The organism is Mycobacterium sp. NPDC051804, from assembly GCF_044452905.1.
Classification (GTDB): domain Bacteria; phylum Actinomycetota; class Actinomycetes; order Mycobacteriales; family Mycobacteriaceae; genus Mycobacterium.
The window spans coordinates 662,274-680,769 of the sequence record NZ_JBITCD010000004.1 but is presented as its reverse complement, the minus strand read 5'-3'; the positions used below and the strand labels follow the sequence as shown (position 1 = coordinate 680,769).

The window sequence follows — 18,496 nt, the reverse complement described above, 5'->3', positions numbered from 1 at the left end:
TTTTAGCAAATCCAAATCGGCACCGACATTCCAAAAGGTACGGCGTGGGTTGAACGTCCCATTTTTGGGAAGGTATGCCCTCACAGCCAACTATTTTGCGGCGAGGTTAACGAACTTCCGCTAATTTCCAGATGTTGGCTACCCAAGGCGGGGCAGCTAGCGCGGCCCGAACTGCCGGTCACCCGCGTCACCGAGCCCGGGAACGATATAGGCGATGTCGTTGAGTCCGTCGTCGATGGTCGCGGTGAACAAGCGCAGATTCGGCGCGACAGCTTCCAGGGCTGCGAGGCCTTCCGGGGCGACGACGACGCAGATCGCCGTTACGTCGACGACACTGCGGGCTTGTAGCAGGCCGATCGTGTGGGCCATCGAACCGCCGGTGGCCAACATCGGGTCCAACACGAAGACGGGTTGACTGCTCAGATCGTCAGGCAACGACTCCAAATACGGGGTGGGCTGGCGCGTTTCCTCGTCGCGGGCGACACCGACGAACCCGACCCGCGCCTCCGGAATCAACGCGTGCGCCTGGTCGACCATGCCAAGGCCGGCGCGCAGGACGGGGACAAGCAGCGGCGGATTGGCCAGTCGGTGTCCGGTGGTCTCGGCGAGCGGGGTCCTCACCGTCAAGGTGGCGGTGGCGGAGTCACGGGTGGCCTCGTAGACGAGCATCAGGGTGAGGTCACGAAGCGCTGCGCGGAAGGCCGCGTTATCGGTGGCGACGTCGCGCAGCGTGGTCAGCCTCGCCGCGGCCAGCGGATGATCGATGACGCGCACGTCCATGGGCCGCACATTAATGGAACCGGTGAGGCCCGGAGGTCGTCCTAAGCGCATGTTCGCCGATACCGATGCAATCCGTGCGCTGGGATCCGCCAATTCGGCGCATGCCGACGACCTCGCGGCCATTGCCGCCGCGTTGTCGTCACTACCTCTCTCGGCGGCCGGATCGTCTCTCGGCCCCGTTGGTGCCGGCTTCCTGTCCGCGCTGACCGAAGCCGTGGCCGACGGATCCCGCGCGGTGGCCGCACTCAGCGAGCGTCTCTGGATGTCCGATGACACCGCGTATGCCGTTGCATCGGCGTATGACTCGGCCGACGGCGAGGCGAGCTCGCGCATCGCGGACGTTTGACAGTGACCGGCGCTTTAGTCAGTGCTCTGGCGGCACCACTGCGGGCGGTGCAGTCGATGGTCGGCCCCGGATGGTCCGCGGGTTCTGCCGCCGACCCCGCAGTGGCGCTGGCCAATGCCCGCGACGCGCTTTCCGACGTGTCGGCGGCGACCATCCGGTCATGGCGCCGGACCGAATGGACCGGGACGGGTGCCGATGGGGCTGCAGCGTTCATGGCAAGGACGCGGCAGGCCATCGACAACCTGGCCGACCAAGCCGACCGCATGAACATGGCGGCAAGCGCCGCCGGGGCGGCGGTGGCGCGCGCCCATCAGCGGCTGCGCGCCATCGTCAACGACTTCGAATCCCGCGCTGCGGCACTGGAGCCGTTCTTGGACTCGCCGGAGACCGCCGCGGCGCTGCGGGCCGAGGCGCAACGTTCACTCGCCGAGGCAGTCGCAGTCGTCAAGGAGCTCGAGTCCGAGTTGGAGGGGCACACCGTCGCGCTCGCTCAGCCCTCGGCCCCGGCTGCGGCATCAACGACGCCGGACGGGATCGGGTCGGCGCTGCCGTCGATGGGTTCGGGTATGGGCGGCGGCGCACCGATGGGTCCCATGCCGAACGGAACGTCGGGTTCGGGGTTCGGCGACCTGGCGGCATTGTTCAAGCCGGATACGCCGGGATCATTCCCGGAAGCAGGCGTCTTTGGAGACGGTGTTGCCATCCGGCTCCCCGACGGCAGCAGCGCTACAGCCCCAAATACGATGGCCGCCAATGCTGTCCGCAATGCCCTCACGCAGCTGGGCGTGCCCTACGACTGGGGTGGCACGACACCCGGAATCGGCCTGGACTGCAGCGGACTCACTCAGTGGGCGTATTCCGAAGCGGGACTGAATCTTCCGCGGCTGGCTCAGGAGCAGGACGTCGGTGCACCCGTGTCGGCAGGGAGCCTGCGGCCCGGCGACCTCGCTGTGTGGGACGGCCACGTCGCGATGGTCGTCGGAAACGGCACCATGATCGAGGCGGGCGATCCGGTGCGGTTGTCGCCTGTCCGAACGGATAACGCGGGACAGGGTTTTCAGGGCTTCTGGCGCCCTACGGCCTAAACGACGGGGTGTGATCTCTCCCGACCCATGCCATTTGTCCTCCACGTCCAGTGAGTTGCGCGATTTAGGGCAGTGACCCGATACGCGCGGAACTAACCGCAATGGCACCTCTGGAACGATTGCGACGCAGAACACCGTTGTTGGCCTGAGGATCAGAGCATCGCAAGACACGACCGAGTCCTCGATGCGAGATGCGAAATTGGGGAATGGCGCCCGGCATTCGGATACAGCCAGCTTCCTGATGGCCGAGATTCGACCATGCTGGCAGAGATCACGTGCTGGTATTCACGACAGCTCTGGAATCTGTAGTTGCATTTCCGGACGCTCCTCTCGTCGGAATGAATTGCGCTAGTGTTCGATGAGCTGGGAACGTCGAGCGGAATCCATCGCGGGGGGGCAAAAAATGCAGCCACAGTTGGTCCAACACAGCGAAGGACCGACACGGGCCGACATTCCGCGCGTAAGCGGCGCAGATATCCCTGCTGCCTTGGAATTGCATCGCCACGAACGGCGTCCGCTTGTCCTGCAGGGCGCCGCTGCCGACTGGAAGGCGGTCAATAAATGGACTCCGGCATATCTGGCGGAGATCGTTGGCGATGTTGAAGTCACGCCTAGTGTTGGACTGCCGGATACCGAGGTGCCCTATAACAACCGCGCGGAGGAGTTCCGCAAATCGATGACGATGCGTGAGTTCGCAGAACTCATGGATAGCGGAGACCGCTGCTACATCGGTCAGGCCCCGATCGGCGACCTGCCGGGTCTCGAGCACGATTTCGATTTCGCATCGCTTGCACCGGCCAACGTCATTGAGGTGGCATTTTGGATGGGCACAAGCACGCGCTCGGGCATGCACTACGACAATGTCGACAACCTGTTCGCGCAAGTACACGGAACCAAGCTCGCAATTCTCGCTGCGCCCGAAGAGGTTTATAACCTGCATCTCTTCCCGGATTCACACAGCAAGAGCCAGGTCGCGCCGGAGCATCCCGACCTCAAGGCGCATCCGCGATTCGCGCGCGCCAAGCTGATGCAGGCCACGCTCGAACCCGGCGACATGCTTTATCTCCCGCGTGCTTGGTGGCATTATTTCGCCTCGTCCGAGAGCTCAATATCGCTAAGCTGTTGGCACGGCGATCTGCTCACACCCCGATACGATTTGCAAGTGATGATGCGGATGCGCAGCCCTAAAGTCTGGGCGTTGCTCGCGCGTGACTTCGTTGCACAGGCAATGAACCGACCGCAAAACGAGCGGCTGTTCAGCCCGCCGTCGACCGGTCGGCAGCTGTATCAACTGGTATCGAGCAAGTTCTCACGCCGCGAGCATTGAAACGCTTCTCACCGGCTTGAGGCACGCTCCGCTCATGCTGGGCGGTAGTTTAGCCGCAGTGCTAAGCGGATTGGCACCCTCTCGATCCACGGCGGGTGATCACATGCGTTTGTCTCCTAATCCGAATAGGTGACGCGGAAAAGGGTTTTCAGGGCTTCCTGCGACCACCCCTGAGGTGATCTCACGAATCCCAGATCGGGCCGAACGCCGGTATCCCACGCTCCTCGAGGCCGTGCACGACCTGCCAGGTGACGGTGCGGTTGGACACACAGATGACCGCCTCCGCGCCAGATTCGACGTACGCGGCGTAGGCCAGCTGCAGCATGTCGGGCTTACCTTGCGCGCCGGTGTCCCAGATCAACGCATCGGGTTGGGCTGCCTCGATTTCGTCGACGAACGCGTCTCCGTACGTGCGGCGCGGATTCCTCGTCACCCATACCAGCCGCGACGGCACGGTCGTATCGAGGAGGTGGCCCAGCACGGGGCCGATACCGCTGCCGGTGGCCACGATCACCACCTTCGTGAAGAGCTTGCGGACGTTGGCCACTCCCACCGCTGGTATGCCGCGCACCCATACGTGTGTCGGGGTTGCGTCGATCACGTCAGCGGTCCAGTCGCCGGCGCGGGAAACCAACATCCGGTATCCGCTATCCCCCGGCGCCGCAGGCACATTGGCGAAGTGGTGCCACCCCACGAACGGTTGACGGCTGATCGGCCGGGTGGTGCCGACGGCCGGCACCGCGCCGTGGTCGAGATGCAGAACCACCACGTGCGACGACGGTCGCTCGAAGCTGATCGGCACGCGGCGCAGGAGCAGCCACGGCCAGATGGCCAACACTGCGCTCAGCACGACGAGCCAGAAGGACGGCTCACCCAGCAGCGCCGAACCCAACGACTGATCACCGCGGCCTGCGTTGACGAACAGCAGGGTGTTGGTCCACACCAGCACCAGCGCCGCCCAGCCGCAGAATCGATGGGTCACCTCGAAACGGTCGTGCTGTGCAGCCCGCAGACGGGGCAGTGCCATCACGACCATGACTGTGAAGGTCGTGGCGATTGTGATCCCGAAGATCATGTGCGTCTGGGATGCCTGGCCGACACCAGCGAGGGCGTCGCGGATCATCGACGCGACGAGGACCAGATACCAGAGTGTCCCGGCGACGGCGGAGCCGACGTGCAGCCCACCGAGGTGGTAGTACTTTCCCAGCGTCCAGCGCACCCGCAACGGCCAGGACGTCGGGGGCCTGGTCACCAGCCACGCCAACCCATTGAGGATGTACTGCTGCCGAAACACCACAGCGGCGGCGAGATTCGTCTGCGCCGCAAGCGCGACGGCGCCCAGGTCAGAGCCGTCGGTGCCGGTCCACCAGTGCAACTCGGTGGCACCGAAGACCCCCCATGCCACATTGATCGTCATCACCAACGCGACGAGCCGGTTGTAGTGCATGACACGCGGGTGCTTGAGGACTCGCCGGAGTGGCGATAATCGTGGCGCCATGCCCACACCGACCGGCGCAGCGGCAGTGTCGATGTCCGGCCTGGTGAGGAGCGCGGCAGGCATGAGGTCAGACTCGGTGCACCGGCTTGAGGGATTCTCGTCAAAAACTTGAAGCCCAGATAGAGCTACCGCGCCGCGGTCGGAGGGAGGGCCAGGGCGACGCCGATGGACGCTCGTCGAACTCGTCCTCAACCGCGGTGGCTATTGTGTGCGCCATGGCTGCTGACATCGTGCCGATCCGGCTTGGGCTGACCAAGGGCGACCTCTACACGTTATGGGCGCCGCGGTGGCGCGACGAGGGCGACGAATGGGAGGCGTTTCTCGGGAAGGACGAAGACCTTTTTGCCTTCGAGACGGTCGCCGACCTGGTCGCGTTCGTGCGGACCAACAAGGACAACGACCTGACGGACCATCCCGCCTGGGAAAAGCTGACCGAAGCCAACGCGCACCGGCTGGACCCCGCCGAGGAGCGGCAGTATGACGTCGTCGGTGTGCCCGAGCTGGCCGCCGAGAAGCCCAGCGAGGAGACGGTGACGCAGCTGCATCGTTCGCTGGCCATCGTCTCGTCCATCGGATCGGTGTGCGAACTCCCGGCAATCAGCAAGTTCTTCAACGGCAACCCTGGGCTCAGCCAGCTGGGCGGCGGAGTTGACGCCTTCTCAGGCCGCGTCGGCCGCAAGCGGTGGAGCGAGATCGAATCGGCAATCGGTCGCAGCTGGGACAACGTCGTCGACGCCATCGACGAGCTGGTCAGCACCCCCGATGTCGACACGGCCGCGTCGAAGAAGGCCGCCGACGAGCTGGCCGAAGACGCTCCCGAGATCGAGGAGGAGGTTGTCGAGGAGGTCGAGGAGACCAGCGACGATGCCGACGTCGAGGAGACCGACCAACTCGAAGATCATGCCGACGGCGCCGTGCTCGGCAGCGACGACGATTTCTGGGTCAAGGTCGGCATCGACCCGGTTCGGATCATGACCACCGGCGGTACGTACTACACCCTGCGGTGCTACCTCGACGATCAGCCGGTTTTCCTCGGACGCAACGGCCGCATCAGCGTGTTCGGATCCGAACGTGCGCTGGCACGGTACCTGGCCGACGAGCACGACCACGACATCTCCAACCTGGCGACGTACGACGACATCCGCACGGCCGCCAATGACGGGTCGCTGCGAGTGAACGTCTCTGACGAGAATGTCTACGTGCTGACCGAGATCGTCGACTATCTCGCCGAAGGACCCGACGCCATCGACCGCGACCAGCTGGACCTCGCTGTCGAATTGCTCAGGGACGTCGGCGAATACGCCGAGGACACAGTGGTCGAGGAGTCGCTCGACGCCGATCAGCCGCTGGGCAAGATCGTCTCGTACGTGCTTGATCCCGAGAACGTCCGCAAGCCGACACCCCCGTACGCCAAGGCGGTCGAGCAGTGGGAGTCGCTGGAAACGTTCCTCGAATCCCGGTTGCGCGCCGAATAGGTTTACAGCTCCGTCGCTTTCGGATGCCGGGGCTCGTACAGGCCGAGTTCTCCTCCACCGGGAAGCCTGATGCTGGTCAGCAGGCCCCAGCCTTCGTCGCAGACGGGGCCGCACGACACGCCCTTGGCACTCAGCTCATCGATGGTCGCGTTGACGTCGTCGCACATCAAGTACAACTCGTGTGATCCGGCGCCCTCGGCGGGATGCACTGCAACCTCCGAGGGCGGCAGCCTGAAGATCAGCCAGCCACCTCCGGCGTCGACGTGCGGGTACTCCAGAACGTCGCGGAAAAACGCCCGGTCCGCGTCGGCGTCCTGGCTGTACACGATGACGTGGGCACCCGTGATCACGTCTACACCGTACGCAGATCCTCAGCCGATCAGAACCGCGAAACGTGGCTTGATCACGTCGTCGATGATGGACAGCCGCTCATCGAAGGAGATGAACGCGGACTTCATCGCGTTGATGGTGAATCGCTGCAGGTCACTCCACCCGTAACCGAACGTCTCGACTAGGCGCAGCATCTCCTGGCTCATCGTGGTGTCGCTGATCAGCCGGTTGTCGGTGTTGACGGTGACGCGAAACCGTAGCCGCGCCAGCAGATCGAACGGATGCTCGGCGATGCTACCGACTGCACCGGTCTGCACGTTGCTGCTCGGGCACATCTCGAACGGAATCCGCTTGTCCCGCAACAGTGCTGCCAGTCGGCCCAGCTTCGCCTCGCCGTCCTCGCTGACCTTGATGTCGTCGACGATCCGCACGCCGTGTCCGAGCCGGTCGGCGCCGCAGAACGCGATGGCCTCGTGAATGGACGGCAGACCGAAGGCCTCGCCTGCGTGAATTGTGAAGCGGCCATTGTTGTCTCGCATGCACTCGAATGCGTCCAGATGCCGGGTGGGCGGGTAGCCGGCCTCTGCGCCCGCGATATCGAATCCGACGACGCCCCTGTCGCGGAAGCGGATCGCCAGCTCGGCGATCTCCAGGGACCGCGCCTGGGTGCGCATCGCCGTGACCAGGGTTCGGACCACGATGGGGCGGCCCTCGGCGCCGGCGGCCTTCTCGCCGTCGGCGAAGCCGGCCAGCACAGCGTCGACGACGGCGTCCAGCGACAGGCCGGAGTCGATGTGCAGCTCGGGCGCGAAGCGGACCTCGGCGTACACCACGTTGTCGTCGGCAAGGTCTTCGACGCACTCGAGCGCCACCCGATACATGGCCTCCGGCGTCTGCATGACGCCGACGGTGTGGGTGAACGGCTCCAGGTAGCGCATCAGGGACTTGGTGTCCGGATCTGCGTTGGCGAACGCCTGGTGGGCGGCGCTGCGGAAGTACGCCGCGAGTTCTTCGACATCTGTCGTCGGCAGCCCGTCGTAGCCGTTCGCCTCGGCCAGTTCGAGCACGGTGGCCGGTCGCAGGCCACCGTCGAGATGGTCGTGCAGCAGCGCCTTGGGCGCCTGCCGGATCGACTCCAACGTCAATGCAGCCATGTCAGTCTCCGCTCGTGATCCGATCGATGATCAGCGGGCGCTCGGGCGGCGCCTGGTCTCCGACGCGCCAGCCGCCGTCCAGCTCGGCGATCGCGGCCTCGAAACGCTCCGGTGTTTCGGTGTACAGCGTGAAGATCGGCTCACCAGCGGCGACAGGCTCGCCGGGTCTGCGGTGGATCCGCAGACCCGCACCGGACTGCACGCGCTCACCGGGGACGGAGCGGCCCGCGCCGAGCCGCCACACCGCAAGACCAACCGCCATCGCGTCGATGCTTTCCATCGTGCCACCACGCGGGGCCGTGATGGTCTCTGCGTGCGCGACCGGGAACCCGTCGGCGGACAGGACTCCGAGATCACCGCCCTGTGCGGTGACGAGTGCACGAAATCGGTCCATGGCGGTGCCGTCCTGCAACGTCTGAGCCGGATCAGCGCCGTCGAGGCCGGCGGCGTCGAGCATCTCGTTGGCCAGCGCCAGCGTCAGCTCCACCACATCCGGCGGACCGCCACCGGCCAGCACCTCCAGAGATTCGGCGACCTCGATCGCGTTGCCCACCGCACGCCCGAGCGGTGTCGACATGTCGGTCAGGAGCACACGTGTCACCAACCCGGCTTCGGTGCCGAGCTCGACCAACGTGTGGGCCAGTTCGCGGCACTCCTCCTCGGTATTGAGGAACGCGCCGGAGCCCACCTTGCAATCGAGTACCAGCGACGTGGCGCCCTCGGCGATCTTCTTGCTCATCACCGAACTCGCGATCAGCGGCAGTGATTCGGTGGTGCCAGTGACATCGCGCAGCGCGTAGATCTTGCGGTCTGCCGGCGCCAGCTCCCCGGCAGCGAAGATGGCCGCGCCGATGTCGCAAAGCTGTTGGCGAATCTGGGCTTTCGACAACTCAGGGGTGAACCCGGGGATCGACTCCAATTTGTCCAACGTGCCGCCGGTGTGACCGAGCCCGCGTCCTGCCGCCTGCGGCACCGCACCGCCGCAGGCCATCACGACGGGCACCAGCGGGATGGTGACCTTGTCACCCACACCTCCGGTGGAATGCTTGTCCACCAACGCCAATGGCTTTCCATCGCGGCGCAGATCTGTAAAGTCCATGCGCTCACCGGAGGCGACCATCGCCGCTGTCCAGCGGGCGATCTCGGACCGCGTCATGCCGCGCAGGAAGATCGCCATCAGTAGAGCCGACATTTGCGCGTCGGCCACCTTGCCATGGGTGTAGGCGTCGATCACCCAGTCGATCGCCGCATCGGAGAGGACGCCGCCGTCGCGCTTGGTTCTGATGATTGTCGGCGCGTCGAATGTGAACTGCATCACCGGATTACGGTACTTCTTCCTGCGGCCCCTCACGACGGGCCAGGTCGTGCGGCCCGAACGCGTCGGGCAGCAAGTCGCCCAGCGGCCGCGGCCCCATCGGATGGTCGATCAGCATTTCGGGCCCGCCATGCTCCAACAGCACCTGCCTGCACCGACCGCACGGCATCAGCACCTCCCCGGCACGGTCCACACACGCCAGCGCGATGAGCCTGCCACCACCGCCGGAATGCAGGGCGCAGACCACTGAACACTCGGCACAGAGACCTAGGCCATATGAGACATTCTCCACATTGCAGCCCGACACCATCCGGTGATCGTCGACCAGCGCCGCCGCCCCGACGGAGAAGCCCGAATACGGCGCATAGGCGTGGCCAGCTGCTTCAGTCGCCTTGTGCCGCAGCATTTTCCAGTCGATATCGGATGTCATGTCAATCCCTCCGGGCCGACTCTGAATGGATTCCGACGCTCCAGCCCCGCGGCGGGTCAGTGACCAAGGTAACCCTAACTTTTCCCGTTTTACGTGCACCGACGGCTAAACGGTAGTTCGTTAGGGAGTACAAGTGGGTTTAGAGTCGCCCCGAGGTTTGGGCTGCGGTTCACAGCCACGGCCAGCGTCCGCCGCCGTGGCGGCTCCGAGCCCAAGCTTCCACCGAAGGCGTTGGAGGCCAGATGAGTACTGCGACACCCGCGAGCACAGCGGTACCTGCTCCGCGCCCTGAACCGTCACGCAGACGCACCCTCTATCGCGGTGACCCCGGGATGTGGTCCTGGGTGCTGCACCGCATCACCGGTGCCACCATCTTCTTCTTCCTGTTCGTCCACGTGCTCGACACCGCGCTCGTGCGGGTCAGCCCGCAGGCCTACAACGAGGTCATCGAGACGTACAAGTCGCCGATCGTCGGGCTGATGGAGATCGGCCTCGTGGTCGCAGTCCTCTACCACGCCCTCAACGGCATCCGGGTGATCCTCATCGATTTCTGGGCGAAGGGCCCCAAGTATCAGAAGCAGATGCTGTGGGTCGTCATCGGTATCTTCCTCGCGGTGTTCATTCCCGCACTCGGCATGATCGGAATGCACATGGTGGAGCGGTTCCTGTGAGCGCGGCAGAAGGCGGGCCCACGGGAGCGCCGGGCGGGGCGGCGGGAGGCACTTGGACGCCGCATCACAAGGAGGGCCGGATCGCCCCGGTGATGGAGAAGGAGTACGACCGCCCGGCGAGCCTGGACCATCCTCGCGCGCCACGGCGCCCGAGGGGCATCCCCTACTTCGAGAAGTACGCGTGGCTGTTCATGCGCTTCTCAGGCGTAGCCCTGGTGTTTCTGGCGCTCGGCCACCTGTTCATCATGCTGATCTGGGACGGCGGGGTGTACCGCATCGACTTCAACTACGTCGCGCAGCGCTGGGCATCGCCGTTCTGGCAGATCTGGGACATGGCGCTGCTGTGGCTGGCCATGATTCACGGCGCGAACGGCATGCGCACGATCATCGGCGATTACGCCCGCAAGAACACCACGAAGTTCTATCTGAACTCGCTGCTGTTGTTGGCAACCGGCTTCACCCTGGTGTTGGGCAGCTACGTGCTCGTCACCTTCGACGCGAGCATCGCATGACCTGTTACGGGGAGCTCATAGCATGATTCAAGAACATCGTTATGACGTGGTGATCGTCGGCGCAGGCGGCGCGGGTATGCGTGCCGCCGTCGAGGCGGGGCCACGGGCTCGTACCGCGGTGCTGACGAAGCTGTACCCGACCCGCAGCCACACCGGCGCGGCTCAGGGTGGCATGTGCGCGGCACTGGCCAACGTCGAAGAGGACAACTGGGAGTGGCACACCTTCGACACCGTCAAGGGCGGCGACTACCTAGCCGACCAGGACGCGGTCGAGATCATGTGCAAGGAAGCCATCGACGCGGTGCTGGACCTCGAGAAGATGGGTATGCCGTTCAACCGCACTCCGGAGGGACGCATCGACCAGCGCCGGTTCGGCGGGCATACCCGCGATCACGGTAAGGCGCCGGTGCGCCGGGCGTGCTACGCCGCCGACCGCACCGGCCACATGATCCTGCAGACCCTGTACCAAAACTGCGTCAAACACGACGTCGAGTTCTTCAACGAGTTCTACGCGCTCGACATCGCGATCACCGAGACGCAGTCGGGCCCCGTCGCCACCGGCGTCATCGCCTACGAGCTGGCGACCGGCGACATCCACGTCTTCCACGCCAAGGCGATCGTATTCGCCACCGGCGGCTCGGGCCGCATGTACAAGACGACCTCCAACGCGCACACCCTGACCGGCGACGGTCTCGGCATCGTGTTCCGCAAGGGACTTCCGTTGGAGGACATGGAGTTTCACCAGTTCCATCCGACGGGTCTGGCAGGCCTCGGCATCCTCATCTCCGAAGCCGTGCGCGGTGAGGGCGGCCGGCTGCTCAACGGCGACGGCGAACGCTTCATGGAGCGGTACGCCCCGACAATCGTCGATCTGGCGCCGCGCGACATCGTGGCCCGCTCGATGGTGCTCGAGGTTCTCGAGGGTCGCGGCGCCGGTCCGAACAAGGACTACGTCTACATCGACGTGCGGCACCTGGGCGCGGATGTGCTCGAAGCCAAGCTGCCCGACATCACCGAGTTCGCCCGCACCTACCTGGGCGTCGACCCCGTCACCGAACTGGTGCCGGTGTACCCGACGTGCCACTACGTCATGGGCGGCATCCCGACGACGATCAGCGGTCAGGTGTTGCGCGACAACACCACTCCCCTGCCCGGCTTGTACGCCGCGGGCGAGTGCGCATGCGTATCTGTCCACGGCGCCAACCGGCTGGGCACCAACTCGTTGCTGGACATCAACGTGTTCGGCAGGCGCGCAGGTATCGCGGCGGCCAACTATGCACTCGGCCATGACTTCGTCGACCTGCCGTCCGAACCCGCGGGCATGGTCGTCAACTGGGTCGGCGACATCCTTTCCGAGCACGGCAACGAGCGCGTCGCCGACATCCGCGGAGCGCTGCAGCAGTCGATGGACAACAACGCCGCGGTGTTCCGCACCGAGGAGACGCTGAAGCAGGCGCTCACCGACATCCATGCGCTCAAGGAGCGTTATTCCCGAATCACCGTGCAGGACAAGGGAAAGCGGTACAACAGCGATCTGCTCGAGGCGATCGAGCTGGGCTTCTTGCTGGAATTGGCGGAGGTGACAGTTGTCGGCGCGCTCAACCGCAAGGAGTCCCGTGGCGGGCACGCCCGCGAGGACTACCCCAACCGCGACGACACCAACTACATGCGCCACACCATGGCCTACAAGGAAGGCGCCGATCTGCTGAGCGACATCCGGCTGGACTACAAGCAGGTGGTGCAGACGCGTTACGAGCCGATGGAACGGAAGTACTGACGCCGATGAGCGCTTGCGCGAAGAGTGAGGACAGATGACTATCGCTCCCGAGGTCTCGACGAAAGACCCCGAGTTGCCACCGGTGCCCGATGGCGCGGTGATGGTGACGCTGAAGATCGCGCGGTTCAATCCGGAGTCGCCCGACGATGCCGGCTGGCAGAGCTTCCGCGTGCCGTGTCTGCCGTCGGACCGACTGCTGAACCTGCTGCACTACGTGAAGTGGTATCTGGACGGCACGCTGACGTTCCGGCGTTCGTGCGCGCACGGCGTCTGCGGCTCAGATGCCATGCGAATCAACGGCGTCAACCGTTTGGCGTGCAAGGTTCTGATGCGCGACCTGCTGCCCAAGAAGGCTAGTAAGCAGCTGACCATCACCATCGAACCGATCCGCGGCCTGCCCGTGGAAAAGGACCTCGTGGTGAACATGGAGCCGTTCTTCGACGCCTACCGCGCGATCAAGCCGTACCTGATGACGTCCGGCAATGAGCCGACGCGCGAACGCATCCAGAGCCAGACCGACCGGCACCGCTACGACGACACCACCAAGTGCATCCTGTGCGCGTGCTGCACCACCAGCTGCCCGGTGTACTGGAGCGAGGGCAGCTACTTCGGGCCCGCCGCGATCGTCAACGCCCACCGGTTCATCTTCGACAGCCGCGACGAGGGTGCGGCCGAGCGCCTCGACATCCTCAACGAGGTCGACGGGGTGTGGCGCTGCCGCACGACGTTTAACTGCACGGAGTCCTGCCCGCGTGGCATCCAGGTCACGCAGGCCATCCAGGAGGTCAAGCGCGCGCTGATGTTCGCGCGCTAGCGCATCGGAATCATTTGCGCATCGCGTCTGCGACCTCGATGTGTCCCGGGAAATCGAGGGACACGGCCATCGCACGATAGTGCTCGACGAGGTCGCGGTAGCCGACGTCGTCACCGCGGGCCTTGGCCAACCTGGCGCGCATCCGCAGCAGCTGGATCTCGTTGATCACAAAGCCCGGCTCAGTGGGCACGGCGGCCATCCGGTCGATTTCCGCGGCCGCTTCGCGGATGTCGTCGATCCCGCCGCGCTGAAGCAGCGACTCCACCAAAACGGCGGTGGCTTCGGCGCGCAGGGCTTTCTCTCCGCTACGGACGAGGGTGTCGAGGATCGACCTCGCATCCTCGATTGCGCCGTCGAGATCACCGGAAGCCGCGGCGATTTCGGCGATTCGAGTCCTCGCCATCACGGCAGGAGCAAGGATCGACGACTCCTCATACAGGTGGCGCGCCTGATGGAGCGTCTGCAATCCGAGGCTGCGCTCTGCTTCAGTGGGTCTGTGACTCAACACCAGACCGTGGGCCACACATGCGGTAGCGAGGGCGAGGTTATCGCCGATCTCTTGTCCTTTCCGAACAGCTTCTCCTGTTTCTGCGACCACGCGGTCGTCGGGGACAACGGCCTTGAAATGCATGCCGAACCCGCTGCCGATACCGACGAGGAACACCAGAGCTGCGCCGCCCGCATAGGTTCCACGCTCGAGCCCGATACCCCGGCGTGAGTTCCGCTGCCAGCTGAGCGAATCGCCCACCACGCGATCGGCGACCGCGCCCCAGGTCAAACTCATCGCCAACGCCGAATCAAGCTGCTCGCGGCTGAACTCGGTGCCGGTGTAATCCTCGAGAAGGCCGACCGACCACCGGGAGATGCGGCGGGCCTCTAACGCCTCGCCCGCAAGAATTTTCGCCATCACCCCCGCGTGGGTGTACCCGACCGCCCTCACCGCGCCGTCGCACTTCTGAAGCAGCTCGAACTGCTCGGACGCGAGCGCGGACGCTTCAGAGTGGCGATGCTGGAAACTCAGCAATGCAATCTGGCCGTACATCCCGATCGCCAATGAAACGCCGTCACCGGAACTCTCACATAGCGTCCTCAGTTCATCGAATCCCGTGTCGTCGAGGCCGCCACCCACCCGCCACGTGGACATGCAGAGCATCGTTTTCGGCACAATGCGTAACGCCGTGCGGTTTGGTTCTTCGGCTGGCAGCGCGTCGGCCGCACTGGCCGCACGCTCCCAGTTCGCGCGGGCTCCGCGGATGTCACGCTGCGACAACCATGTGGCTGCTCGCATATGCCAGCGATACGCGTCCCGCAAGTCTCCGGCCGCCTCGAGGTGTTCTGCGATCAGCGCCGCTTTCTCATCGGTCGGCCCCCTCGCCTCGATGGCCGCCGCCAGCCGTCGATGCAGTTCTGCGCGTTCGGATTTCAACTGGGACTCTAATGCCACGGTGCGGATCAGCGGATTGCGGAAGACAAATTCCGGCCAGCGGCCGAACCTGACCTGCTCGACGAGCTCCGCGACGAGCAGCTCATCGACGACGACTTCGGCCCCTAGCGCGTTGAGCAAGTCGACACCGAACCGCGAGCCGATGACCGCGGCGGCGCTGAGGGTGCGCTTGGCGTTCGGGTCGAGCCGGTCGATGCGTGCCGCGATCGTCGTCTGCAGAGTCGCAGGGACGCTCACCTCGGCGTGATCCGCGACCAACCGATACTCTCCCGGCGTGCCGTCCAGCACGCCGCGCTCGGCGAGTTCGCGCACGATCTCCTCGGCGAAGAACGGATTCCCCGCGGCGCGTTCGCAGATCGCCTCTCGCAGCCCGGTGACCGATTCGGCCGAGCCGAGCAGGGCATCGACGAGGGCGCGGGCCTCGGCGTCACGAAGTGGTGCCAGCGCGATGGTGTGACCGCTCGGCACTCGGGTCAACATGCCTTGGTACTCAGGGCGATAAGTGACCAACACCAGAAGGGGTGTCTGCTGAACCACGGAAAGGAAGTCGGCCAGCATCGACTCGCTGACCTCATCGATCCAATGTGCGTCCTCCACGACGTAAACGGCCGGACTCCGCCGAGCGAGCGAGAACGTGTTGACCAACGCGGTCAGTCGCCGCCGCCGGGCATCCGGAGTGATCGTGGCCGATGCGGCGTTCGGCTCGCCGACGCCCAGTAAATCTTCGAAAAGCAGCACGTCCTCGGCATCTGCATCGAGGAGGCCGGCTCGAATTCGAACACGCGCCGATTCGGCGTCGAGACGTTCCACACCGGTTGCCGCTCGCAGAAATGCTGTCAGCACGTGAAACGGCACCTGTTTCGTATGGGTCTCGCAGAAGGCCCGTGCCACTTCGACGCCGCGCTCGCCCGCCACCACGGCGACTTCACGAACGAGCCGGCTCTTGCCGATCCCCGGCGGGCCGACCAACCCGACCACAGCGCCGTGACCGTCGATTGCACCCTCCAGCAAGCCCTCGATGGCGGAGAGCTCCCACCGTCGACCCGCCAGCGGTGATTCGTCGCGACGGTCCTCGCGGTGCACGCTCATGCTTATCAGTCGCCGCGCCATCACCGGCTCCTCGGCACCCTTGATGCGTACAAACTCGGGCTCACCGAGAACAGAGGCGTCATCGACCAGTCGCGCAGTCGACGCGCTGAGCATCACCGCGCCCGGCGGAGCGACCGCCTCCATTCGTTGCGCTATGCCGACCTGCTCTCCAATTGCGGTGTAACCGAATGCACCAGAACCCATCTCGCCCGTGATGACCCGACCGGAGTTCAGTCCTACCCGCAGCCGAAGCTCGACCCCGTCGTGTTCTGCGACGTCGGCCGCGAGACGTTCGGCCTCCTCCTGCACGCCCAGAGCCGCGAGGCAGGCGCTAGCGGCGTGATCCTCCAAGGCCACTGGTGCGCCGAACACCGCCATCAGCCCGTCACCGGTGAACTTGTCCACCGTGCCCTCGTAACGTCGAATCACCGCGGCGCAGCGCTCGACCAACTCCGTCATGATCTCGCGCAACCGCTCCGCACCGACGGCTGCGGCGATGTCCATCGAGTGCACGACGTCTGCAAACAAGATGGTCACCTGCTTGTACTCCGCCGATGCGGTGACGTGGGCAACCGGTGCCCCGCACTCGCCACAAAACTTGGGCGAGCCGCTCAACGACGATTGACAACTTGCACAGGAAAGCTCCGCGGTTGCCGCCACCCCGCTACGGCCACCCGAACCGTCGTCCACGTCAATATCGTGTCACCGACGGCTGGCAAGCATGCCGAAATCGCACTCTGTCACACATTCCGAGGCTGCCTCGTCTAACGGATATGACTCAGACATCCCGCATCGAGCCCGTATCCCCGAAGCACGCATCGCTGATGACCAAGGTCTTCTACCGGGTCGCCAAGCGCAGGTTCGGCGAGGTGCCCGAACCGTTCGCGGTGGCCGCACATCATCCGCGGCTGATGCTGGCCAACGTGGTGCACGAGGGCATGTTGGGTTCGGCGTCCAAGAAGCTGCCCAAGAACGTGCTCGAGCTCGCCGTGTTCTGGACCGCACGCACCGTCGGATGCTCGTGGTGCGTCGACTTCGGTTCGATGCTGCAGCGGCTCGACGGGCTCGACGTCGACCGGCTCAAGCAGATCGACGACTACGCCACATCTGAACTCTTCACCGACGATGAGCGGGCCGCGATCACATATGCCAATGCGATGACCACGGATCCGCACACCATCACCGACGAACAGGTCGCCGACCTCAAACACCGCTTCGGTGACGACGGGGTCATCGAGCTGACGTATCAGATCGGCGTGGAGAACATGCGGGCCCGGATGTACTCGGCGCTGGGCATCACCGAGCAGGGCTTCAACTCTGGCGACGCGTGCCGGGTTCCATGGGCTGACGAGAGCGACGCCGCGCATCATTGAGCGTCCCTCCGCGGGACGAGCGTGCGCAAAGTGCGCAATTTCCGCGGCGTGTCGTGTGCAGACACGCACGCTCGCGGAGTTCAGCGCGGACGACGCAGCGGCGAGCCGGTGAACTTGTCCGGGTTCGCGATATCCCAGATGGCGCAGACCTTTCCGTCGCGCACCGTCATCGCCGTCACGCGCGGCATGACCTCCGGATAACCGTCGTTCGGTGGCGACCCGGCGAGGTAGGTGCCCAGCTGGCCGTTGATGTTCGCCATCTGGCTCGACGACAGGAACTCGGGCCCGTAGCGGGCGGCCAGCCCGAACAGGAAACGCGCCACCTTGTCCGGACCGTGGATCACCCGGGCTGCGGTAGGCGCCTTGCGGTTCGAATCGCCGGTGAATGTCACCTCCGGATGCAGAAGGGCCACAGCGGCTTCCATGTCACCGGCGGCGAGCGCGAGCATCAACGCGCCGGCCACCTCGGCGTGGATCTCGTCGGAAACCGCGGGCGGCCCCGCCGCCACTGCACGTCGCGCTCGCGACGCCAACTGACGCGCGGCGGCGTCCGTGATGCCGAGCACCGAGGCGACCTCACCGAACGGCACGGCGAACCCGTCGTGCAGGACGAACGCCACCCGCTGATCTGGGTTCAACCGCTCCAGCACCACCATCGCGGCGAACCGCGCGTCCTCGCCGGCCACCACCGCGGCCAGCGGATCATTGCCATCCAGCGATGTCACGACAGGCTCGGGCAGCCATTCGCCGTAGTACGTCTCGCGTCGATGCGCGGCCGAGCGCAGACGGTCGAGGGCCAGTCTGCTGACCACCGTCGTCAGCCAGGCTCGCAGATTGTTGATCTCCTCGGAATCTGCGCGGTCCCATCGCAGCCATGCATCCTGAACGACGTCTTCTGCATCAGCGATCGTGCCGGTCAGCCGGTACGCTACCGACAGCAGATGCGGTCGCAGTTCCTCGAACTCATCGATCCGCGTGGTTCCCGAAAATCGGGTCATGCGCCAAGTCTAGAGCGCGCGCCGCGTGACTGATTCCGTAGCAATATCGCTTGGCTAACTCCGATTCCCGTGTAGAAC

General features: G+C 65.0%; 16 protein-coding genes and 1 pseudogene. 9 read left to right on the top strand and 8 right to left on the bottom strand.

Translation table 11 applies throughout. The annotated features are described in order from the left end of the window. Nucleotides 1-156 precede the first annotated feature (156 nt). Nucleotides 157-780, bottom strand: coding sequence for a uracil phosphoribosyltransferase (gene upp / locus ACIA48_RS18715; protein ID WP_396734556.1), 624 nt, complete (start codon nt 778-780; stop codon nt 157-159). Nucleotides 781-829: 49 nt separating this feature from the next. Between upp and ACIA48_RS18710 the strand changes: the two genes are divergently transcribed. The 3 genes from ACIA48_RS18710 (at nt 830) to ACIA48_RS18700 (ending at nt 3,538) form a co-directional block, all read left to right on the top strand. Further along, nucleotides 830-1,126 (top strand): hypothetical protein, encoded by a 297-nt coding sequence (locus tag ACIA48_RS18710; RefSeq protein WP_396734554.1) that lies wholly within the window; start codon nt 830-832, stop codon nt 1,124-1,126. 2 nt (nt 1,127-1,128) lie between these two features. Further along, nucleotides 1,129-2,211 carry a C40 family peptidase gene (locus tag ACIA48_RS18705; protein WP_396734552.1) on the top strand — a complete coding sequence of 361 codons (1,083 nt, stop codon included), beginning with the start codon at nt 1,129-1,131 and terminating at the stop codon, nt 2,209-2,211. A 358-nt stretch (nt 2,212-2,569) separates the two neighbouring features. Beyond that, on the top strand, nt 2,570-3,538 hold the full coding sequence (locus ACIA48_RS18700; RefSeq protein WP_396734550.1) for a cupin-like domain-containing protein: 969 nt from the start codon (nt 2,570-2,572) through the stop codon (nt 3,536-3,538). Between the two features lie 181 nt (nt 3,539-3,719). Here the strand turns inward: ACIA48_RS18700 and ACIA48_RS18695 are convergent, their stop codons facing one another. Next, nucleotides 3,720-5,099: a hypothetical protein gene (locus tag ACIA48_RS18695; RefSeq protein ID WP_396734548.1), complete on the bottom strand. Its 1,380-nt coding sequence runs from the start codon at nt 5,097-5,099 to the stop codon at nt 3,720-3,722. Nucleotides 5,100-5,251: 152 nt separating this feature from the next. Between ACIA48_RS18695 and ACIA48_RS18690 the strand changes: the two genes are divergently transcribed. Continuing rightward, complete coding sequence (locus ACIA48_RS18690; RefSeq protein ID WP_396734545.1) at nt 5,252-6,511, top strand: primosomal protein; 1,260 nt, start codon at nt 5,252-5,254, stop codon at nt 6,509-6,511. Nucleotides 6,512-6,513: 2 nt separating this feature from the next. Here the strand turns inward: ACIA48_RS18690 and ACIA48_RS18685 are convergent, their stop codons facing one another. The 4 genes from ACIA48_RS18685 to ACIA48_RS18670 are packed head-to-tail and all read right to left on the bottom strand — an operon-like array spanning nt 6,514 to nt 9,740. Continuing rightward, nucleotides 6,514-6,861, bottom strand: coding sequence for a VOC family protein (locus tag ACIA48_RS18685; protein WP_396734542.1), 348 nt, complete (start codon nt 6,859-6,861; stop codon nt 6,514-6,516). A 21-nt stretch (nt 6,862-6,882) separates the two neighbouring features. Continuing rightward, entirely contained in the window at nt 6,883-7,995 is a 1,113-nt protein-coding gene (locus ACIA48_RS18680; RefSeq protein WP_396734539.1) for an adenosine deaminase, read from the bottom strand. A 1-nt stretch (nt 7,996) separates the two neighbouring features. Then, nucleotides 7,997-9,310 (bottom strand): thymidine phosphorylase, encoded by a 1,314-nt coding sequence (locus ACIA48_RS18675; RefSeq protein ID WP_396735090.1) that lies wholly within the window; start codon nt 9,308-9,310, stop codon nt 7,997-7,999. 7 nt (nt 9,311-9,317) lie between these two features. Next, nucleotides 9,318-9,740 carry a cytidine deaminase gene (locus ACIA48_RS18670; protein ID WP_396734536.1) on the bottom strand — a complete coding sequence of 141 codons (423 nt, stop codon included), beginning with the start codon at nt 9,738-9,740 and terminating at the stop codon, nt 9,318-9,320. A gap of 242 nt (nt 9,741-9,982) precedes the next feature. On the opposite strand from ACIA48_RS18670, the gene sdhC reads away from it, so the two are divergent. From sdhC to ACIA48_RS18650, 4 genes are all read left to right on the top strand, one after another. Beyond that, on the top strand, nt 9,983-10,411 hold the full coding sequence (gene sdhC, locus ACIA48_RS18665) for a succinate dehydrogenase, cytochrome b556 subunit (RefSeq protein WP_396734533.1): 429 nt from the start codon (nt 9,983-9,985) through the stop codon (nt 10,409-10,411). A 92-nt stretch (nt 10,412-10,503) separates the two neighbouring features. Further along, on the top strand, nt 10,504-10,923 hold the full coding sequence (locus ACIA48_RS18660; RefSeq protein WP_083124935.1) for a succinate dehydrogenase hydrophobic membrane anchor subunit: 420 nt from the start codon (nt 10,504-10,506) through the stop codon (nt 10,921-10,923). A gap of 22 nt (nt 10,924-10,945) precedes the next feature. Further along, entirely contained in the window at nt 10,946-12,700 is a 1,755-nt protein-coding gene (sdhA, locus tag ACIA48_RS18655; protein WP_396734530.1) for a succinate dehydrogenase flavoprotein subunit, read from the top strand. Nucleotides 12,701-12,734: 34 nt separating this feature from the next. After that, the gene (locus tag ACIA48_RS18650; RefSeq protein ID WP_396734527.1) at nt 12,735-13,514 is read left to right on the top strand and encodes a succinate dehydrogenase iron-sulfur subunit; all 780 of its coding nucleotides are present in this window, start codon (nt 12,735-12,737) and stop codon (nt 13,512-13,514) included. 10 nt (nt 13,515-13,524) lie between these two features. Here ACIA48_RS18650 and ACIA48_RS18645 read toward each other — a convergent pair whose 3' ends face one another. Beyond that, nucleotides 13,525-16,707, bottom strand: coding sequence for an ATP-binding protein (locus ACIA48_RS18645; protein WP_396735087.1), 3,183 nt, complete (start codon nt 16,705-16,707; stop codon nt 13,525-13,527). An 89-nt stretch (nt 16,708-16,796) separates the two neighbouring features. Here ACIA48_RS18645 and ACIA48_RS18640 point away from each other — a divergent pair. Then, nucleotides 16,797-17,420 (top strand): annotated as a pseudogene (locus tag ACIA48_RS18640) (carboxymuconolactone decarboxylase family protein); the annotation flags it as partial. A gap of 80 nt (nt 17,421-17,500) precedes the next feature. Here the strand turns inward: ACIA48_RS18640 and ACIA48_RS18635 are convergent. Further along, nucleotides 17,501-18,418: a sigma-70 family RNA polymerase sigma factor gene (locus tag ACIA48_RS18635; protein ID WP_396734524.1), complete on the bottom strand. Its 918-nt coding sequence runs from the start codon at nt 18,416-18,418 to the stop codon at nt 17,501-17,503. Between the last annotated feature and the right edge of the window lie 78 nt (nt 18,419-18,496).